The 21,075-nt window shown below is 59.4% G+C and carries 14 protein-coding genes and 1 pseudogene; 6 read left to right on the plus strand and 9 right to left on the minus strand.

Going from position 1 to position 21,075, the window contains the following annotated elements:
• Positions 1-26 precede the first annotated feature (26 nt).
• The 5 genes and pseudogenes from nanQ to nanR form a co-directional block, all read right to left on the minus strand.
• Positions 27-491 (minus strand): N-acetylneuraminate anomerase, encoded by a 465-nt coding sequence (gene nanQ, locus AAHB66_RS17615; protein ID WP_347113820.1) that lies wholly within the window; start codon positions 489-491, stop codon positions 27-29.
• Positions 488-1,364 (minus strand): annotated as a pseudogene (locus AAHB66_RS17620) (N-acetylmannosamine kinase). The gene nanQ and the pseudogene AAHB66_RS17620 overlap by 4 nt, the downstream one beginning before the upstream one ends.
• Positions 1,361-2,842: an MFS transporter gene (locus AAHB66_RS17625; RefSeq protein WP_347113822.1), complete on the minus strand. Its 1,482-nt coding sequence runs from the start codon at positions 2,840-2,842 to the stop codon at positions 1,361-1,363. The pseudogene AAHB66_RS17620 and the gene AAHB66_RS17625 overlap by 4 nt, the downstream one beginning before the upstream one ends.
• Positions 2,843-2,930: 88 nt before the next feature.
• Positions 2,931-3,830 (minus strand): N-acetylneuraminate lyase, encoded by a 900-nt coding sequence (gene nanA / locus AAHB66_RS17630; RefSeq protein WP_347113824.1) that lies wholly within the window; start codon positions 3,828-3,830, stop codon positions 2,931-2,933.
• Between the two features lie 125 nt (positions 3,831-3,955).
• Complete coding sequence (gene nanR / locus AAHB66_RS17635) at positions 3,956-4,741, minus strand: transcriptional regulator NanR (RefSeq protein ID WP_347113825.1); 786 nt, start codon at positions 4,739-4,741, stop codon at positions 3,956-3,958.
• 762 nt (positions 4,742-5,503) lie between these two features.
• On the opposite strand from nanR, the gene AAHB66_RS17640 reads away from it, so the two are divergent.
• The 4 genes from AAHB66_RS17640 (at position 5,504) to AAHB66_RS17655 (ending at position 14,075) form a co-directional block, all read left to right on the plus strand.
• Positions 5,504-6,031, plus strand: a complete 528-nt coding sequence (locus AAHB66_RS17640; RefSeq protein WP_347113827.1) for a hypothetical protein — start codon at positions 5,504-5,506, stop codon at positions 6,029-6,031.
• Positions 6,006-10,925, plus strand: a complete 4,920-nt coding sequence (locus AAHB66_RS17645) for a peroxidase family protein (RefSeq protein WP_347113828.1) — start codon at positions 6,006-6,008, stop codon at positions 10,923-10,925. The genes AAHB66_RS17640 and AAHB66_RS17645 overlap by 26 nt, the downstream gene beginning before the upstream one ends.
• Before the next feature lie 51 nt (positions 10,926-10,976).
• Positions 10,977-12,743, plus strand: coding sequence for a type I secretion system permease/ATPase (locus AAHB66_RS17650; RefSeq protein ID WP_347113829.1), 1,767 nt, complete (start codon positions 10,977-10,979; stop codon positions 12,741-12,743).
• A gap of 93 nt (positions 12,744-12,836) precedes the next feature.
• Positions 12,837-14,075 carry an HlyD family type I secretion periplasmic adaptor subunit gene (locus AAHB66_RS17655; RefSeq protein ID WP_347113830.1) on the plus strand — a complete coding sequence of 413 codons (1,239 nt, stop codon included), beginning with the start codon at positions 12,837-12,839 and terminating at the stop codon, positions 14,073-14,075.
• Between the two features lie 123 nt (positions 14,076-14,198).
• On the opposite strand, the gene AAHB66_RS17660 is transcribed toward AAHB66_RS17655, so the two are convergent.
• Positions 14,199-14,609, minus strand: a complete 411-nt coding sequence (locus tag AAHB66_RS17660) for an ASCH domain-containing protein (RefSeq protein WP_347113831.1) — start codon at positions 14,607-14,609, stop codon at positions 14,199-14,201.
• Positions 14,610-14,754: 145 nt separating this feature from the next.
• On the opposite strand from AAHB66_RS17660, the gene AAHB66_RS17665 reads away from it, so the two are divergent.
• A complete protein-coding gene (locus AAHB66_RS17665) occupies positions 14,755-15,312 on the plus strand; it encodes a YceI family protein (RefSeq protein WP_347113832.1) in 558 nt (185 codons plus the stop codon).
• On the opposite strand, the gene AAHB66_RS17670 is transcribed toward AAHB66_RS17665, so the two are convergent.
• From AAHB66_RS17670 to AAHB66_RS17680, 3 genes are read right to left on the minus strand one after another with little or no spacing between them, the layout of a single operon-like run.
• Positions 15,307-16,107, minus strand: coding sequence for a hypothetical protein (locus AAHB66_RS17670; protein ID WP_347113833.1), 801 nt, complete (start codon positions 16,105-16,107; stop codon positions 15,307-15,309). The two genes, AAHB66_RS17665 and AAHB66_RS17670, sit on opposite strands and share 6 nt — an antisense overlap.
• Positions 16,104-16,655 carry a sigma-70 family RNA polymerase sigma factor gene (locus tag AAHB66_RS17675; protein WP_347116515.1) on the minus strand — a complete coding sequence of 184 codons (552 nt, stop codon included), beginning with the start codon at positions 16,653-16,655 and terminating at the stop codon, positions 16,104-16,106. The genes AAHB66_RS17670 and AAHB66_RS17675 overlap by 4 nt, the downstream gene beginning before the upstream one ends.
• Positions 16,642-17,166: a tetratricopeptide repeat protein gene (locus tag AAHB66_RS17680; protein ID WP_347113834.1), complete on the minus strand. Its 525-nt coding sequence runs from the start codon at positions 17,164-17,166 to the stop codon at positions 16,642-16,644. The genes AAHB66_RS17675 and AAHB66_RS17680 overlap by 14 nt, the downstream gene beginning before the upstream one ends.
• A gap of 739 nt (positions 17,167-17,905) precedes the next feature.
• Between AAHB66_RS17680 and AAHB66_RS17685 the strand changes: the two genes are divergently transcribed.
• Positions 17,906-20,710, plus strand: a complete 2,805-nt coding sequence (locus tag AAHB66_RS17685; RefSeq protein WP_347113835.1) for an Ig-like domain-containing protein — start codon at positions 17,906-17,908, stop codon at positions 20,708-20,710.
• Positions 20,711-21,075: the final 365 nt, after the last annotated feature.

Here is a 21,075-nt window from a genome sequence, read left to right on the forward strand (position 1 = left end):
CGCATACGCGGGCTTTTTTTTAGCCTTTAAACCACCACGCTGCGATGCACCTTAATCACCGCTTTTTTGATCGTGCCAGACCGGGTGAGAGTGCAGCCGGGTTTGTGCGGCTCTCCCGGCATAAAGACGGCAAACATCCCCGGCGTTAACGTCAGAGACTGTTCATTCTCAATACGCTGGCAGAGCTGATAATCCTCCTCCTCGTGCCACGCATCACACTCCCGGGCGCTGCCCGCCAGGCCGTAATAAATCTGCTCTTCCCCTTCCAGCAGGATCTGGATGTCGATGTAGCTGCGGTGCAGCTCGGCGCGTTTCTCTTCCGCGCGTTGCGTCGCAAACGCCATCACGTTAACAAATACCCTCTCCCCCTGCAGCGGGTAGCTGCCCGGTTCGAGGTTCGCAATCCCCACGCTCAGCGCCTGGTCGATCGCCTGACAGAAGGCCGCCGGCAGCCCGGCCGCCTGAAGCTGCTTGATATCACCTACAATCATTGCAAAGTTCCTTGTGCCCATAATGCCGCGCCCAGCAGCCCGGCGTTGTTCTGATGGCTGGCTGGACAGAGTTCGGTCTGGTACGCAGCGGGTTCCTGCGCCAGGTAGTGCTGCACCAGCGGGAGATAACCGTCGGCCAGGCCGATGCTGCCGCCAACCACCACCCGCTGGCAGTCGGTCAGGGCTTTCAGATCCGCAATCAACCGCGCCAGCGTTCTGGCGGAACGCTGAATCAGCGCCACCGCCTGTTCATGCCCCCGGGCGGCGTAAGCGAATATAGCCTTCGCATCCAGCCCGGCCAGTTCCCCTTCTGCCGCCGCGGCAATCCCCCGTCCCGAGGCGATGGCCTCCACGCAGCCGATTCGCCCGCAGCCGCAGCGCGGCCCGTTCGGGTCGGCCAGGGTGTGGCCGCAGTGGCCGGTCAGGCCGCCGGAGCCGGTCACCAGCTGCCCGTTATGGATCACCCCTCCCCCCACTCCGGTCGAGACGGTGATAAACACCATGTCGCGGATGGCGTGCGGCACTTGCTGATACTCGGCCAGCGCCGCGGCCTGGGCATCGTTTAAGGCCACGCCGGGGAGCCCGGTGAGGTTGGATAAGTAGTCCACCAGCGGGAAGTGTGAAAGCCCCCCCGAGGTTGGACGGGTTGATCGAGGTTAATACCCCGTTCTGAATAATCCCGGTCGAGGCGATGGCAAAGTGCTGCGCCCGCGCAGAGAGCGGCGCCACCAGCTCGCGCAGCGCGGCCTCCAGCGCATCCGGCGTCTGGCTGGCGGGCGTGGGGATCTCTCTTCGGGCGATAATCTGTAAGGCGCTGTCGACCAGCGCCGCGGCGAGCTTGGTCCCGCCGATATCAATGGCGAGCGCGATCATCTTGACGCTCTCTGTAATGCATCTGACGCAATCAGGGCGCCGCTAAAGGGTTTGCCGTCGATGGCGTCATGGGTACGCAGTGCTTCCGGATGGAGCCAGCGCTGCACGCGGGACGGCATATCAAAGCCAATCAGCAGAATGACGACGAAGGTCAGGCCAAACGAGAGCGAACAGAGCGCGGTGCCCAGATCCAGACGCTGGGCGATAAAGGCCCCCAGCACCGGGGCCAGTGCGCCACCCAATGCGCCGACGTTGTAGGTAAAGCCGAGCCCGGCCGCGCGCTGCTCGGTATCAAAGTAGCCGCCGATCAGTTTCGGCAGGATCCCGGAGATCCCCTGGCCGAACATCTGCTGGAAGAAGAGCAGCAGGCCCAGCACCCAGACGCTGCTGCCGCCGATGGTGAACACCGGGATAATCAGCAGCTGCGAGGCCAGCAGGCTATAAACATAGGCTTTCCGCGTGCCTAACCAGTCCCCGAGGAAGCCCCCGGCGCAACAGCCCGCCGCAGAGCCAAAGCCGCTGAAGAACAGCACCTGGGCGACGGTGGCGGGATCGTAAGCCAGATCGGTTTTCAGATACGTGGGTAACAGCGCCTGGATAGGCCAGGAGTAGAGGAAGGCGAACAGCACCACCACCATCAGGGTGACGCCGGTCGGCCAGCGTTTGCCGTTGCTCTGCACCATAAAGCTGATAAAGATCCCCGCGCACAGCAGGCCAAGCACGGCGACAATCGCGGCGCTGTTCAGCTGGCCTGCGAAGCAGAACCACAGGGATACGGCCGCCACCAGCGTCATGGCGATATTGATGACCCGATGTTCACCGCGATAAAGAATCTCCACCATGGTTTTAACCGGGGTTTTGCTCTGCTGTTTCGCTTTCCAGTCTTCCGCTTCCGGAATGTTTTTACGCAGCCACAGGGCAAAGATAATCGGCAGAATGCCGATGAAGAATAGCGCCCGCCAGCCCCACTCCGGCACCACCAGGCTGTAGACCTGAGCCGCCACGACCGCCCCGACGGAGAAGCCGGAAATCAGGAACCCGCTGGCTTTATTGCGCAGCTGCTTTGGCCAGCTTTCGATGACGTAGGTGGCGCTGGAGCCGTACTCCCCGGCCATCCCCATGCCGATCACCAGACGGGCAATGAACATGGTGGTGTACCCCTGGGCCAGGCCGCACGCCAGGGTGCCCACGGAGAAGAGAACAATACTGCTCACCATCGCCAGGCGGCGACCGTAGCGATCGCCCATCGCGCCCAGCATCAGGCCGCCGAACCAGCGGGAGATAAAGGCGGCGGAGATCAGGCTCGCGGCGTGCAGGGTGGTCAGGCCGAATTCGGTTTTTATATCGGTGAGAACGAGGGCGATCAGAACAAAATCAAAGCCATCAAGAACGTAACCGACCCAGGCGGCAGAAAACGCACGCCACTGTTGACGGTTGAGGCAACGATACCACGGGACATTTTGTGTCATTGTATTCATGTCAGTCTCCGCAATGGGTAAACCCATACGCTGTTTTTGTAGGGTACAGCTTCAGTGATGCCGGGCAGGCCCGGCATCGGGCGTTGTCTTAACCTTGTTCTTTTTCTTGCTGGAGTTGTTGCGCCAGGGCCCGCAGCCCGGGCAGGTATTTTTCATCCACCGGCGCAAACGGCTTGCGGCACAGCGGAACCTCAATCACGCCCATGTAGTGCAGCACCGTTTTCAGGCCGCGGAACACGCCGACCTTGATCAGCAGATCGATAACCTCATTACATTTTGTCTGCAGCGCCTGAGCGGTGGCGATATCCCCTTCTTTCAGGGCTTTCACGATCCCCTGATAGCGCCAGCCCATGATGTTATAGGTGCTGCCGATCCCGCCATCTGCCCCCGCCAGCAAGCCGGACGCGAAGATCTCATCGTAGCCGTTGTACAGCACCAGATCCGGGTGCGCCCGGCGGATCTGCTCCATCTGGAAGAGATCGCCGGAGGTCTGCTTCAGGGCACCCACGCCCGGCAGGGTCACCAGGGTGTTGATCTGATCCAGAGAGAGTTTCACCCCACTGAGGGCCGGAATGTTGTACACCACCATCGGCAGACCCTCCGCAGAATCAATGATCCCCCGGTAGTGATCGCAGTGCTCTTCAAAGCTGAACGGATAGTAGAACGGCGTCACGGCGGAGACGGCGTCATAGCCAAAACGGCTGGCGGCCCGGGCGAGCTGCTGGCTCTCATGGGTGCTGACGGTGCCGACGTGGGCAATCAGGGTGAGTTTCCCTTTTGCCTCTTCGGCTACGATTTCAAGCACTTCCTGACGCTCCGCGATGCTCTGCACAAAGGCTTCGCCGGTGGATCCGCCGACGTAGAGGCCGTCCATTCCCTGCGCGATATTGAACCGCACCAGCTGGCGCAGGCTTTGGGTATCCAGCTGCTGCTGGTCATTAAACGGCGTAAGAAGTGCGGGCATAACCCCTTTCAGCGTAACTGACATACAAACCTCGAGTGTAGTGATGATGTTATGACTGTAGACCTTTATACCTGTTATACCAGCAAGACCGAAACAAACATCAATGAAATGCGCAGAACGCGATCCAGTTCACTAAACGATCGTGGGAACTACTTGCGACGCTTTTTGCTCTGCTCGAAGGCGTGCCAGGTGGCGAAAACGCTGGTGAGGTGCGCCTGCAGGGCCTGTTCAGCCGCATCGGGATCCTGATTGCGGATCGCCTCGAAGATGGCGATATGCTGTTGATAACTGGTGTTATTGTGCTCACGCAGCGCCTGCTCGGGTACCGCAGGACGGGCGGCAATCAGCCAGTCGATCAGGGCCACGTGGATGGCCATAAAGATAGGGTTGTTGGGGATCTCCGCCAGCACGCGATGAAACTCAACGTCGGAGCGGATAAAGAGCGCGTTGTCATCCAGCGACTGGCTGTTCAGCTCCAGCGCTTTTTCCAGCAGGGCGATCTGCGCCTTGCTGGCATGCTGGGCGGCATGGCGCACCAGGCTCGATTCAAAGAACAGGCGCAGCTGCTCGAAGTGGGCAATCCCGCCCGGATGGGCCAGAAAATCCTTCGCCATGCCGGAAAGCTCGCTGATGATGGTATCCGCTGACGGACGCGAAATGCGGGCGCGCTCGCCGTTCTGGATCTGCACCAGCCCTTTGCGTTTTAACGCCGCCAGCGCTTCCCGGACCGAGGGGCGACCGACGTTAAAAAAGGCCATCAGCTCACGCTCGGACGGAAGCTGTTCCCCTTCGGCGAACTCACGACGACGGATCATCTGCTCCAGCTCTTCTTCCACCATCTCGGACAATTTTTTGCGCGCAAGCGGGCGACGGCGTAATGCATGCCCAATGGTTTCCGGGGTGGTATCTGCCTGTTTTTCGCTGGATATTGTCATAGACGTTACATCGTAAGAAGTTGAGTTAAGGAGTTCTTTATCATAACACAGCCCTCTGTGCCAGGCGTTATCCGAACGTTCGCAATACAGGCGGAATAATTATCAATTACAAAAGCGATTAAATATTTTCTGATACTCCCCCGCTATTATTAAATTTGACCAGCCATTCAAATATTACTTCGCCTGGTAATATTATTCTTGCCACCCCAGAAATTAAAAAAATAAATTCGCCTGCTAAATAATTTTAAAGCTCAACAGAAACCCGATCAAAATAATTTCGAAAATATAGACAGCGCGATGAGAGTTGTACAACTCTGCAAAAATGGCGTAGATAAAATAATAACCGGGCCTCTCAGTGCTCATAAAAAAGTATGATTGTGGGAAGATAAAGACCCTTCATAGTTAACTTTATAGCGAGACAGTAACATGTGATAACACTTTTAAACATTCGTTAAGCCCCGCTAAAACATTGTCACCCCTGGCCCTAACCCTTTGAATGTACATATACATTCGAAGCGTCGAGTCCGTTAGTGATTTTATTTATCTCTCCACCGGAGGGATAAATAAACTTACCCAAAATTCACTCCCGCCACCCCGGAAATAGTGGGCGAAAGGGTATTGTCATTAACGAGTTAACACGGAGCACATTAATGCAATCACCAGTAATAGCGTAATCCCGTATGACCCGGCACGTTCTTTTCGCTCACCTTTTAAACAGCGAAAACGAATGATGATAGCGATTCAAGATTGAGGTAATTAATTATGGCCGAACAATATGATTTTACTGTCACGCTGCATGACCTCGAATTTATTCTCAAGCAGATCAAGATCTCCGAATCCGCCACGAATGCCGATGGCACCGTCAACGGCGATGCGCTACGCGATGCGGTAGGTGACCCGCTGCTCCCGTACGGCATACGTACCGTGGACGGCTCCTGGAACAACCTGTTACCGGGCCAGGAGCTGTACGGCTCTGCCGACCAGACCATGCCAAGACTGGTGCCGCTGGATCTGCAAGCCATTCAGAACAACCCAGAGCTGGCCAAATATCTGAGTATCTCCGGCCCTAACGGCGTGGTGACCGATTCTGACCCGCGCACCATCAGTAATATTATTTCCGACCAGAGCACTAACAACCCGGCGGCAGTGGAAGCAGCGGACGGACTCAAAGACGCCCCCGGGGGGCGGCACCAGCGAGAACGGCAGCCTGTCCATCCCGAACCTCTCCCCGGATATTGGTCTGTCGCCCGCCTTCAACGGCTGGATGACCTTCTTCGGCCAGTTCTTTGACCACGGTCTGGATCTGATCCCCAAAGAGGGGAACGGGATCGTCTTTATCCCGCTGATGCCGGACGATCCGCTGTACAAAGAGGGCTCCCCGACCAACTTCATGATCCTCACCCGGGCCAAGGTGGATGCCACCCACAACACCGTCAACACCACCACCCCGTGGATCGATCAGAACCAGACCTACACCTCCCATCCGTCGCACCAGATCTTCCTGCGCGAATTCACCATCATCGATGGCAAGCCCGAGCCAACCGGTCATCTGCTGAATGGCGCACACGGGATCGCCACCTGGGGTGAGGTCAAAGCTCATGCCCTGCAGTTCCTTGGCATTCAGCTGACCGATGCGGATATTTTCAACGTGCCGCTGCTGGCGACCGACCGCTACGGCAACCTGATGTTGAGCGCCAACGGCAAGGTGCAGATTGTCACCCTTCACGGGCTGGTGGAGGCCAACGGCGGTTTACTGCCTTCCGACACCCTGCGCACCGGCCATGCCTTCCTCGATGACATCGCACACACTGCGGTACCGAAATTTGACGCCAACGGCAACCTGCTGGCCGATACCAATGATGCCATCGGCGGTGCGCCGGAAGCCGGCACCTACGATAACGAACTGCTCGACCGCCACTTCATCACTGGCGACGGTCGCGGCAACGAGAACATCGGCTTAACCGCGGTGCACTCGGTATTCCACGACGAACATAACCGTCTGGTGGAGCAGTACAAAGCCACTATCCTGGGCTCCGGCGATATCAGCGTAATTAACCAGTGGCTGATGCCAAACCACCAGATCACCGAGATCCCGGCGGATACCAGCACCCTGGTGTGGAACGGCGAATACCTGTTCCAGGCCGGTCGCTTCACCACCGAGATGGAATACCAGCACCTGGTGTTTGAAGAGTTTGCCCGTTCCGTGCAGCCGGCGGTCGACCCGTTCGTCTTCTCGAACACCGCCGACATCAACCCGGCGATCTTCGCGGAGTTCGCCCACGTGGTGTACCGCTTCGGCCACTCGATGCTGACCGAGACCGTGGATCGCACCACTTTTGATATGCAGAGCGATGACCTGGGTCTGATCCAGGCCTTCCTCAACCCGCTGGCCTTCGATAACAACGGCTCAATGGACAACCAGGCAGCCATCGGCGCCATCGTGCGCGGCATGACCCGTCAGGTGGGGAATGAGATCGATGAGTTCCTGACCGGAGCGCTGCGTAATAACCTGGTCGGCCTGCCGCTGGATCTTGGTGCTCTCAACATCGCCCGCGGCCGCGACACCTTTATGCCGACCTTCAACCAGGCCCGTGCGCAGTTCTTCGAGCTGACGGGCAACAGCGAGCTGAAACCCTATGAGAGCTGGGCCGATTTCGCCGCGAACCTGAAAAATACCGCCTCGATCCTCAACTTTATGGCCGCTTACGGCCAGCATCAGCTGATCCTCAACGCCACCACCATTGCCGAAAAACGCGCGGCGGTCGAATTCCTGCTGTTTGGCCCGGCCGACGATGCCACCCGCGCCGATGCCTTTGATTTCTTCAACAGCACCGGGGCCTGGGCGAGCAAAGAGTCCGGCCTGAACATGGTCGACTTCTGGATTGGTGGCCTGGCGGAACGGAAAATGGAGTTCGGCGGCATGCTCGGCTCTACCTTTAACTTCGTCTTTGAGACGCAAATGGAGATGCTGCAGGACGGGGACCGCTTCTACTACCTGAGCCGTACCCAGGGGCTGAACATGCTCAACCAGCTGGAGGCCAACTCCTTTGCGGCGCTGGTGATGCGTAACAGCGATCTGGGCGATGAGGGCTCCTCCCACGTCCACGCCAAACTGTTCATGACCCCGGATCACGTGCTGGAAGTGAACACCGGCGTACAGATGGGGGCCGATCCAAAATGGGGTAACGCGCTGAAAGATCTGCTCACCCCGCTGGTGATTCGTAAAGCGGCCGGGGCGGATGTCAACGGCGACGGCAAGGCGGACGGCGCGTACCTGAAATACTCCGGTGACGGACACGTGGTGCTCGGCGGCTCTGCCGGGAACGACACCTTAATCGGCGGCAAAGGCATCGACAGCCTGTGGGGTGACGGCGGTAACGACCGTCTCGACGGCGGCGATGAAGCTGATACCGTGCACGGCGGCGACGGGGACGACATCATCACCGACACCGGTACGCCGGTCGGCGGGGCCGACTTCCTGCACGGTGATGCCGGGAACGACGTCATCTTCTCCGGCAACGGTAACGACCTGAGCTTCGGTGGCAGCGGCCAGGACTTCATTGTCGTGGGCGAGGATGCGCAGGAGGTATTCGGCGGGCTGGATAATGACTTTATCCTCGGCGGCTCCGGCGCTGACGCGCTGCTGGGCAACGAAGGTGACGACTGGCTGGAAGGCGGCGATGGCTTTGACTCCCTGACGGGTGAGAACTCTGAGCTGTTCTTCAACAGTACCATTGTCGGCCACGACGTGCTGAACGGTCAGGGGAACGACACCGACTACGACGGCGAAGCGGGCGATGACATCATGGTTCAGGGGGCCGGTATCCAGCGTAACAACGGGATGGCGGGCTTCGACTGGGCGATCCACAAGGGCGACGTTGTCGGCGCGAACTCCGACCTCGGAATTCCGATCTTCGTGAACCAGCAGGAGTTTATCCTGCGCGATCGTTTCGACCTGGTGGAAGGGCTGTCGGGCTGGAAATTTAACGATGTGCTCACCGGCACCGATCAGCCACTCGGTACTGCCCCGGTTCAGGGAACCCCGCTCTCCAACAACCTGACCCTTGAAGGCGTGGCACGGATCAACGGCCTGGATAAGGTGGTTGGCAGCAATCTGATCAACGGCGCGGTGAATGGCGTGGTGCTGAACCCGGACAACGGCGCGGACATTCTCCTCGGCGGCGGCGGCAGCGACCGCATCATGGGTAAAGCGGGCAATGACATTATCGATGGCGATGCCTGGCTGAACGTGCGGATCGAAGTACGCGACGCCAACGGTGCGGTGATCAAGAGCGCCGACAGCATGAACGAGCTGAAGGTCGAGATGCTGAATGGCACCCTCAATCCGGGCCAGCTGCACATCGTGCGTGAGATCCTCAATGACGGTAACAAAGGCGAAACCGACATTGCGCTCTACCGCGACGTTAACGGCAATTACAACTTTACCCGCAACGCTGACGGTAGCCTGACGGTCAACCATGCCACCGTCTCCGCTACTCTGCCATTCGGGGACGGCACCGACCGCCTGCTAAACATGGAGAAGCTGGAATTTGGCGACAATACCCAGCTGTGGGTGACGGCGCAAAAGGCCACCGGCGACGTCAACATCAGCAACAGTGCGCCGGGGGTGGGCGATCTGCTGCGGGTCAACACCGCTAACCTGGCGGATGGCAACGGTCTGGCGGGCAACCTGCCGATTACCTACACCTGGCAGGCGCTGATTGGCGGCCAGTGGCGCGACCAGGCCACCGGCACCGAGTTCCGGGTAGGCGATAACCTCGCCGGCACGCAGCTGCGGGTGAACGCCAGCTTCACCGACCGGATGGGCGATGCGGAATCCCTGGTGTCGGCCGTCACCAGCGCGGTAGGTCCACGGGATCAACCGACCCGGGGCGTACCGGTGGTCAGCGACCTGACGCCAACCCGCACCCTGGCGGTAACGGCTGACGTCTCGGGCATCACCGATGGCGACGGCCTGACCAACGGCAACAACTTCCGCTACCAGTGGCAGATGAGCTCGGGTCTGGGCTTTATCAACATTGTCGGGGCTACGGCGGCCACCTTTGTCCCGACGCAGGCCACGATGGAGCGGCAGCTGCGGGTGGTTGTGACCGTCACTGACGATGAGGGCAACCCGTCGGTGACCCTGACCTCCGCCCCGACCCAGCTGGTCGGCAATATCGTGACCGGCAACAACGGGGCCAACACCCTGTTCGGCACGGCCGGCAGCGACTATATCGACGGCGGCGCGGGTAACGACACCCTGCTCGGCCTGGCGGGCGATGACGTGCTGATCGGCGGGACGGGCAATGACGACCTGGACGGCGGCGCGGGGGCTGACCAGATGGCCGGCGGGGTCGGCAACGACACCTACCACGTGGATGATGCGGGCGACGTCATCACCGAGGCCGTCAACGCCGGGACCGATCTGGTCGAGGTTACCGCCGCCAGCTACGTGATGGCCGACAACCTCGAAAACCTGACCTATACCGGAACGGGCAACTTCAACGGCACCGGCAACGCGCTGGCCAACACCATGACCGGCGGCAGAGGCAACGACACACTCAACGGGATGGACGGTGACGATACCCTGTTCGGTCTGGCCGGAAACGACACCCTGATCGGCGGAAACGGTAACGATGGCCTTGACGGCGGCCTGGGTGCCGACGCCATGACCGGCGGGCTCGGAAACGACACCTACACCGTGGATAACGCGGGCGATACGGTGGTTGAAGGGGTTAACGGCGGGACCGATACCGTCCGGGTGAGCCTCAACACGTATACGTTGACCCAGGATGTCGAAGTGCTGACCTTTACCGGCAACGGCGGCTTCACCGGGACCGGTAACGCCCTGGCGAACACCCTCACCGGCGGCACGGGCGTGGATCGACTGAACGGCGCGGGCGGGAATGACACCCTCACCGGCGCAGGCGGCAACGACTTCTTTATCTTCGGGGCCAACTTCGGGCAGGACACCATTACCGACTTCGACAGTAACCCGACCGGCGGTCAGGATCTGCTCAACCTGCAGGCGCGGGGCATTACTGCCGCCAACTTCAACAGCAATATCACGATGACCACCAGCGGGACGTCGACGGTCCTGAACTTCGCCAACGGCGACAAAATCACGTTACTGAATACGGCAGTCAGCTCTATTCAGTTGACGGATTTCCAGCTGGGTTAAGCACCACGGTCATCGATAACACGACGTCATTGATTTAATAAGGAGCACCCTATGCCGCGCCAGTATAAGTCAACAGAACTGAAAAACGCCCTCAAGGGGACCAGGCCTGCATTTATTACCCTGCTGTTTTTTGGCAGCGTGATAAATATGCTTATGCTGGCGCCGGCAATTTATATGCTACAGGTGTACGACCGGGTTCTGGCCAGCCAGAACACCACCACCCTGCTGATGCTCACGTTACTCATCATCGGGTTATATACCGTCATCGGAATGATTGAGTTCGCCCGCTCCAGCGTGATGACCCGGCTGGGCAACCGGCTCGACGTGAAGTTAAATCAGCTGGTCTTTAATGCTGCCTTTAAGCGCAAAATTGCGACGGGGGATAATAACCCGGCGCAGGCGCTGAACGAGCTGGCGCAGATCCGCCAGATCCTCTCCGGCAACAGTCTGTTCGCTCTGCTCGATATTCCCTGGACGCCCTTCTATTTATTGGTGGCGTTCCTGGTCCATCCCCTGCTGGGTTATCTGTCCCTCGGCGGGATCCTGATTTTACTCTGCCTGACGCTGCTCACGGAGCTCTCCACCAAAAGGCCGATTCAACAGGCGCAGATGCTGAGCGTCAGCAACTCGATCATCCTTAACAAGCAACTCCAGAACTCCGACACCATCGAAGCCATGGGGATGCTTGCCACCCTGAAAAAGCACTGGCTGGAAGGCCATACCAAAGTGATGGTGCTCCAGACCCACATTGCCGATAAATCGGCGGTCTACAGCAGCCTGAGCCGCTTTGTCCGCGTCCTGCTGCAGTCCGTATCGCTGGGGGCCGGCGCCCTGCTGGTGATCGCCGGTGAAATCACCCCCGGGCTGATGATTGCCGCGTCGATCATCCTTGGGCGCGTGCTGAGCCCGGTGGAGCAGATCATCGGCAGCTGGAAGCAGTTCGTGCAGTTCCGCAGCGCCTGGAAACAGCTTACTCGCCTGCTGGAGGAGTACCCGGCGCCGAAAGCGATCCTCACCCTGCCAACCCCGAAAGGCGTCATCAGCGTCGAAGGGGTGTTTGCTGCCCCTCCGGGACAGAAAACGGCCACCCTGCGCAACGTCTCATTCCAGCTCGAACAGGGCGAAGTGCTGGGGATCATCGGCCCTTCCGCCTCCGGCAAGAGCTCGCTGGCGAAGCTGCTGGTGGGGGTCTGGCAGCCGCTGGCCGGGAAAGTGCGGCTGGACGGTGCCGACATCTGCCAGTGGGATAAAACCCTGCTCGGCCCGTCGATGGGCTACCTGCCACAGGACGTGGAGCTGTTTGACGGCAGCATCGCCCAGAACATCGCCCGCTTCGGTCAGGCCAACAGCGAGCTGATTGTCGCCGCGGCGCAGCTGGCCGGGGTTCACGAGATGATTTTGCTTCTGCCGCAGGGCTACGACACTCCGCTGGGTGCCAGCGGCCATCAGCTCTCCGGCGGACAGCGCCAGCGCATCGGTCTGGCGCGGGCGGTGTACAACAACCCTGCCTTTATCGTTCTCGATGAGCCCAACGCCAACCTCGACGACGCCGGGGAGATGGCCTTGATCAAGGCCATCAACGCCCTGCGCGCCCAGGGGCAGACGGTGGTGCTGATCTCCCATCGCCCGACCCTGCTGGGGGTAGTGAATAAAGTGCTGCTGATTAACGAAGGTGCCGTTCAGGCGTTCGGCCCGCGCGAGCAGGTGTTTGCCAACCTGCGCCAGGCCAACATGCTCAAATCGGTCCCCGTCGCACCCGCAGCCGAAAGCCCGGCACCTGTTGAAACCCAACCATCACCACGTGAGGCATTATCATGAACAAGAATAATAAAGGGCCAGAGATGCCAGACGCCGACCTCGTCGATATCAATATCTGGCCGCCGTTGCTCCGCGGCCTGGCGGTGATCCTCATTGCCGTCGGGGGGATTTTTACTCTGGGCGGTAAAAGCGCCGCTGGATGCCGGGGTAGTGGCCGACGGCACGGTGACGGTCTCCAGCAACCGAAAAACCATCCAGCACCTGAGCGGCGGCCGGGTGACCGATATCTATATGAAGGAAGGGGAAGCGGTGAAAAAGAACCAGGTGTTAATGCGCCTCGACACCCTGCAGCTGGATATGCGCTACAGCGCGTTAAGCGCCCAGTATATCTCCGCCAAAACCAGCGAGGACCGGCTGCTGGCGGAACGAAACGGCGCACAGACCATCACCTTCAGCGATACGCTGCTAAAAAACTTTGCTGGTAACAAGCGCCTCGCCGAGAGTCAGCAGCTGCAGGCCAAACTTTTTGAGACCCGGCGGAAAAATATTCAGGACGAGCTGTCGATGATCGAGGAGTCCCTTGACGGTCTGGTCGGGCAGACGGAGAACCTCAATAAAATTAAGGGCTACCGCGAGCATCAGTTCACGCTGATCAACAGAGAGCTGGGGGCTATCCGGGCGCTGAGCGAGAAGAACTACTACCCCAAGGCCCAGCTGATGGTGCTGGAGCGCGAGGCGGCGGAAATCTCCAGTACCGTCTCGGAAGATATCCTCAACATCGCCAAACTGAAGTCGCAGCAGAACGAGCTGCGGATCAAAGCGTATCAGGTACAGCACCAGTACCAGCGGGAGGTGGAGTCTGAGTTAACGGATAAGCAAAAAGAGGTGGCGATGCTGGAGGACGAACTGCAATCGACCCGTCACGAGCTGGATAACACCGTGATCCGCTCGCCGATCGACGGCATTGTGCTGGACGTCAAAGTCAGCACCGTGGGCGGGGTGATCCAGCCTGGCGAACATCTGATGGATATCGTCGCCGCCGGACAGCCGCTGCAAATCGACGCCAAAATCCCGGTGCAGGCCATCGATAAAATGGCCCCGGGGCTGACCGTCGACGTGATGTTCCCGGCGCTGAACCACGCCCTGCTGCCGTCGGTCCCGGCCAGGGTGCTGACCGTCTCGGCCGACCGCCTGACCGACAAAGTGACCCAGCAGCCCTATTACCTGGCCGAAGTGCAGGTCTCCCCGGAAGGCGTGCGTCTGCTGCGCGATCACAAGATCAAAGCCGGAATGCCCGCCAACGTGACCATTAAAACCGGGGAGCGCACCTTCCTCAGCTACCTGTTTAAACCGCTGCAGGCCCGCCTGGAGCTGGCATTTAAAGAGATTTGATGTGAGGCGTTTGTCGTTCGTAGGCCGGGTAAGGCGTAGCCGCCACCCGGCGATGCACCGGTGCGGCCTGCTCCCCCTCACCCCAACCCTCTCCCTCAAGGGAGAGGGAGAAGTACGTGCACATCACACCACCTCAACCACCGCAAACTCTTCGGCCACCAGCTCCATATCCTCCGCGTACACCCCTTCCCGGGTGAAAAATGCCTTATGTTCCTCGCGCCAGTATGCCAGGCTCAAATCCCCTTCCCCCTCTTTACGGGCAAAGGCTTCCGTCACCTCAGAGAAGCGCACCAGGCGCAGAGACAGCATTCTGATAACGCAGACCGGCGCGCCCTGGCCGTTAAGAATAATATGGTAACTTCCGGGCCCGGGAGCGGCGTCATCGGCATTAAAGGAGGCCAGCGAGCCGCAGGAGGCGGTCTTAATTCCTTTGACGACCAGGTCCGCAAGTTCGTTAGCCATCTCAGGGTTATCCCCGAAGGCCCATGCCCGGGCACGCGGATATTTCAGTTTTAAGCCCTCAATAACATCCATCGCAAAATCCTTTCAGATCAAATTTTAATGGTTCACTGTAGCACGTTTTGATCGGCCTCCTTGCCGATGCGCTTTCGCCTCTCTACGCTTATCACACGCAGGGCCTGACCTCGAATAAACCTGCGCTCTATGAAAGGGAGACCTTATGCTGCGCCTTCTTCTCCTGCTGATGGTCACGCTCGTTTGCCCGTCGCTTTTAGCTGCGCCGATCGCGCACATCATCGACACGGACAAAACCGCCATCAGGCTGTCGTGGCGCGCCTTTGGCGGCATCCCGTCGTGGGCGAATCTGAAGGGTGTGATGGGGACGGTCACGCTGAACCCGGACAATGAATTTGACGACCGCATCAACGTCACCATTCCGGTGGCAACGCTTCAGGCCTCCAACAACCTTCTCACCTGGCAGCTCAAAAGCAATATGTTTTTTGATGCCGCCCGCTACCCGACCATCACCTTTGCCAGTACCCGGGTGGTGAAGCTCGGCCCGGATCGCTACCGCGCCTTTGGCTCCCTCACCGTCCGGGATCTCAGCCGCCCGGTGATCCTCGATGCCCGGCTCGATCGCCTGTCAGGAGAGACGATCGCCCTGCATGCCACCACCGCCATCTCACGATCGGCCTATAAAATGGATCGCTTTGCGCTGGTGGTGGACGATCGGATCGCCATTGCCATCGAGATCCAGGCAAAGCCCACCAAACTATGACAGCGCGGCCTGCAGCTGGCGGGCCGCTTCTTCTAACTGCGCAACGGGCGTGCGGCCAATCAGGGCAAACTGATATCCCCGGGCGTGCCACCAGGCGATATGCATCCCGTAACGCTGTTCGGTGGCCATCGCGGTTGAATGCCCCTGACCGTGGGCCGAGACGCACAGCGCCAGCGGGCCATAATCGGCCTGATTCCAGGCAATCTGGGCGATAGCGGTATGTTCATAGCGCAGAATGCGCACCATCTTCAGCTCGCTGTCTGGCAGAACCAGCTGCTGCTCGTGCAGCTGCAACCCCACATCCTGGGCGATGCGGGCCAGGCCGCGGCGCAGCACAGGCGGCGAGCTGTCGGCATCAAGCAGCGTTTCGGCGCTGTAGAGCGACATGTAGTGCGCCTCCAGATCGCGGATGCTGGCGTTCTCATCGCGCTCTTCCGATCCTTCGCCTGTTAACGTGCGCGCCAGATAGCCCACGCCCGTGCCGGTCAGCAGAAAACCGACCGAGGCGGCAATCAGCGCCCGTCGGCTGACGCCCGGGCGTGGCGTACCCTGTTCGCTGAGATGGGCATCCAGACGGGCCTGCATCCGCGCCGCGGGGGCCTCGTCCAGCAGAGGGGAAAAGGCCGCGCGGTAATCCTGGTTACTCTTCATCAGTTCGGCGGTACGTCCGGCGAGCTGGTCGTCGCTGCGCAGCAGGCGGGCAAACTGTTCAGCGTCGCTCTCCTCCATCTCGCCATCCAGCCAGGCCACGATGGCCTCATCGCCGTAGGGGGGCGTAAAGCGGATCCTTTTCACCAGCGTTTCTCCTTTGCAGCAGGCGGGACAGACGCCGTGTTGGCCAGCGTCGCCCGGGCGGTGGCCAGCCGGCTCATGATCGTGCCAATCGGCACCGATAAGGTGTCGGCCGCCTCCTGATAGCTAAAGCCTTCGACGTAGACCAGAAAGAGTGCATTGCGCTGCGCCTCCGGCAGAGCGTTAACCCGACGCATGATCTGCTGGTAACGCTGACGATCCTCGTCCTGTTCGTGAGTGTCGTGGGCCAGCAGATCCTCGGTATCAACAAAGCCCTGCCCCATCCGCACGCGGCGCGCGCGCAGATCGGAGATCCAGATCGAATGGAGGATCGAAAACAGCCACCTGTCGATGCGCGTGCCCGGCACAAACTGCGCGCTCTTTTCCAGGGCACGCACGCAGGTGGCCTGCACCAGCTCCTCGGCCATATCCCGGCTGCGCGACAGCACCAGGCCGTAGCGCCAGAGGCGATTCAGATGTACAGTAAGCTGCTGGCGAACGTCGCTGGTGGTGATTTTTCGATCCTCGCGCCCGGTTTCAGGATTCAGGATGGCCGTTAATGGCCGCCTGCAGATCCCGGTACTCTTCACAGGTCTGGCCGCAGATGGCGGCGATCGCTTTCAGCTGCTCACCGGCGAGATCGGGACGGCCTTTCACCATCCAGGCTTCGCCAAGGTATTCCCGCGCTTTGGCGTAGTTCGGGGCCAGGGCCAGCGAACGCTGATAGTAGCCAATCCCCTCGTCGGTGCGCCCCAGCTTGCGGGTGGCATAGCCGCGGTAGTTCCAGGCCTCGGCCGTGTTGCTGTCCTTCAGAGTGTCGAGCAGATTCAGGGCCGCCTGATACTCCCCTTTTTTCGCCAGGTGATACGCATAGTGGGTTTTATCCAGATCGCTGAGGCTGCCGGACTTATCCGGCACGCATTTTTTGCTCACGCTGTCATATACCTGCCCTTTCGGACAGTCCGGGGTGGTCTTGTCGGTATTATTATCGCCCATCGCCAGCGCCAGAGGCGCCTGGACGAGAACGAACAGCATGAAACAGGCAGAAGTAAGTTTATGCATGGTGGTGACTCCGGTTAGCTGCACTGGGAACATCCACCTTGTAAACGCGCACCACCCCGACTTTATTCGAAAATATTTATTAATAATTGATCCGGAAACTTCTGCGGTTGTGTTCTAGACTGCGCAACTAAAAATAATACTCACCCGTGAAATAATACTAATGTCGTAGAGCTATTGACGAATGCGGCAGGTATAAAGTCAAAAAATCATACTTTTGTCTTATTATCTTTTATTACAACCTGACTAATAGCCGCACCGGCAGAGATTGCCATCCCGGCAATAATATATTTTGGGTTATTATTAATGTCCCGCATTAAATTAATCAAATTAACGCATTTATTGCGGTAAATTGTGATCGGCCTCAATCCCCACGGCCTTATTCCTTGTCAGGAAAACCCATAAAACCCTTACAGTACAAAGGCTCCAGCAAACCCACCTCCTGCAACCGTCTATTTATGAGACTACAACAGGCGTTATCAATCGCCAGAAATTTATTTCACCGCTTCGTCATTTGCGCTTTTAGTGCTTTCTGGCTATATCATTTTTAAGCACTAATGAGACGATCGCCATATTAATAACAGGGATGGCAAACATCACGCCTGGCATGAGCCGCTTTAAAAACATTACAGCAGGTCACTATTTCTGACAAATAGTGTCTCTTTCGGGACGCTTAAACTCTGCTGAGAATAAATGAATTTAAACACACAGCATTTCTTTCACTCTGTTGGGAGTCATACACATGAGTAAATTCACTGTCATCTCCAGACTGACGCATAAGGAAACGGTAGCAGAAGGAAACCAGATCATACTGGGCGAAGATTCCGTGGTGAAGCTTCAGGCCGGCAGAGGTGATATCGCCAGCTATTACCGCACCAACAACGATCTGCTCGTCAGGATGACCAACGGCGAAAGCGTGACGCTGAAAAACTACTTCGTCAACAACCACCAGCTGGTACTGGATGAAAACGGCGCCCTGTGGTGGATCGACGATCCGCTGGCGGTGGAGCGTTACCAGTCGATCCCCTCCACCGATGCCCTGATTGCTGGCAACGTCAATAACTCATCCGGCGATACCCCTATCTGGCCGTGGGTGCTGGGTGGCGTGGCGGCGGCAGGCGGTATTGCGCTGGCGGCTGGCGGGGGTGGCGGTGGCGGCGGTGGTGGTGGCAGCAAGCTTATCGATCCGGGCCCGGCGGCTCTCGATACTACGCCGCCTGACGCGCCCACTAACCTGCATTTCGCCAACGGTAACACTCAGCTGCTCGGCAATGCCGAAGCCAACAGCACGGTCACCGTGACCGATGCCGACGGCAACGTGGTGGGCAAAGCGAAAACTAACGGCAACGGCGAATTTACCGTCGAGCTGGGCACGCCCTATACCAACGGCGAGACCCTGGAAGTTATCGCAACCGACGGTTCCGGTAACGTCAGCCCGCCAACCAGCATTACCGCCGCGGATACCACCCCACCGGAAGCACCGATGATTATCCTCGCGGACGATGCTGTCGGCAGCCTCACCGGCGCGCTCGACAGCGATCAGACCACCGATGATCCCCGCCCGGTCTTCAGCGGCAGCGGCGAGGCCGGGACCACCCTCACAATCTACGACAACGGTAAGTCCATCGGCAGCACCGTGGTGAACAGCGACGGCAGCTGGAGCTTCACGCCTGCTAATAATCTCGCAGACGGCTTCCACCAGTTTACCGCCGTCTCCACCGATGCTGCGGGCAACGTCAGCCCGGACTCTGCGGAGTTTAACCTCACCATTGATACCCTCGCCCCGAATGCACCGGTACTGGAAGTGACGGACGACGAGGGCACCATCCAGGGTCTGCTCACCAACGGTGGGTTTACCGATGACAACCAGCCGGAGCTGGGCGGCCAGGGCGATCCGGACAGCACCATCGCCATCTATGACAATGGCCTGCTGCTGGCGGAGGTCGTCGTCGCCGACGACGGCACCTGGAGCTATACCCCGCCGGTGGCCCTGGCGGATGGGCTGCACAGCATCACCCTGACGGAAACCGATCTGGCGGGTAACCTGAGCCCTACCTCCGCGCCGTTCGAATTTACCATTGACCGCACCCCGCCGGCCGCCCCGACCGGACTGGTGCTCAATACCGAAGGGACTATCCTCACCGGCACGGCGGAAGCCAACTCGACGGTCACGGTCAGCAACGATCTGGGCGTCACCTTAGGCACGGCAACTGCGGATGCTAACGGGGCGTTTTCAGTGACCCTGAGCGCGGCTCAGCTCAACGGCGAGACGCTGAGCACAGCGGCCACCGACAGGGCGGGTAACGAAGGGCCAGCAGCGGACCTGGTTGCCCGGGATGTTACCGCCCCGACAGCACCGTCCGCCCTCGTGGTGGCAACGACGGGCGACAGCGTAAGCGGTGAAGCCGAAGCCGGCGCGCGTATTTCGGTGCGTGACGCCGGGGGAACGGAGCTTGGCTCCGGTGAAGTCGGCCTCGACGGCAAGTTCACCGTCAACATCGCCCCTAACCAGCTCAACGGTGAAGTGCTGACGGTCTACGCGTTCGATACCGCTCAGAACCAGAGCCCTCCGGGTCAGGCCACCGCCACCGACTCGACGCCACCGGAACCGCCGGCACAGCTGGCGATCGCTGCCGATGATGTGACGCTCACCGGCACCGCAGAAGTGGGCAGTACGGTGGTTCTTATGGAAGGCACCACGAAGCTTGGTGAAGTCGTGGTGGGTGAAACAGGCAGCTTCTCCTTCACCATGGCGACCGCCAGGCTGAACGGTGAGATCCTGAGTCTTACCGCTACCGATCACGCGGGCAATACCAGCGAGGCCAGTTCGATAGAAGCCAGGGACATTACCCCTCCGGCCACGCCGATCATTACCGACGTGGTGGATGATGTCCCTTCGCTTATCGGCACCATCGTGAGCGGGGCGACAACCGATGACCGCACCCCGCTGATCTCCGGTACGGGTGAGCTTGGCACCAAAATTTTCGTCTACAGCGAGAATATCCAGATCGGTATGACGGAGGTCGATACGACGGGCCACTGGTCGTTCCAGGTTCCGGCCAGTCTGACGGATGGGGCTCACTCCCTGACCGCCGATGCCGTGGATCGCCGCGGCAATCACAGCGTGATGTCCGAGATCTGGTCGATTAACGTCGACCCGGCAGCCCCGAACCCGCCAACCGCGACGGTAGCCACCGCGGCCTTCGCCCAGAGTGAGGAGCCGGTGGTCAGCACCCTGAGCGCCGGCTCCACGGGCGAAACGCTGATCTATAACGTGCTTAATGACACCGGAGGCGACCACGTCAGCAACTTCTCGCTGGCGGCGGGGGATAAAATCGACATCAGCGAGCTGCTGGTCGGCTGGAACGGCGATCGCTCCACGCTGGGGGATTATATCCAGGTCAGCAACAGTGAGGGCAATACGGTGATCAGCATTGACCGGGACGGAGCGGACACCAGCTATGCGCCAGCGACGTTGGTAACGCTGGATGACGTCCAGACCACGTACGAGGAGCTGGTAAACCAGAATCACATCATTACCGGTTAAAGAAATTTTTTCCCTCTCCCTGTGGGAGAGGGTCGGGGTGAGGGCATCTGGCCGCACGCCTGCAACACCGCCGGGTGGCGGCTACGCCTTACCCGGCCTACAAAACCGAAAACAATCGACTTTAACCTCGTAGGCCCGGCAAGCGTAGCGCCGCCGGGCAACCAGACCGCACTCATGCAACATCGCCGGGTGGCGGCTACGCCTTACCCGGCCTACAAAACCGAAAACAATCGACTTTGACCTCGTAGGCCCGGCAAGCGTAGCGCCGCCGGGCAAACAAACCGCACGCCTGCAACACCGCCGGGTGGCGGCTACGCCTTACCCGGCCTACAAAACCGAAAACAATCGACTTTAACCTCGTAGGC

This window comes from Leclercia sp. S52, assembly GCF_039727615.1.
GTDB classification, from domain to species: Bacteria; Pseudomonadota; Gammaproteobacteria; order Enterobacterales; family Enterobacteriaceae; genus Enterobacter; species Enterobacter adecarboxylatus_B.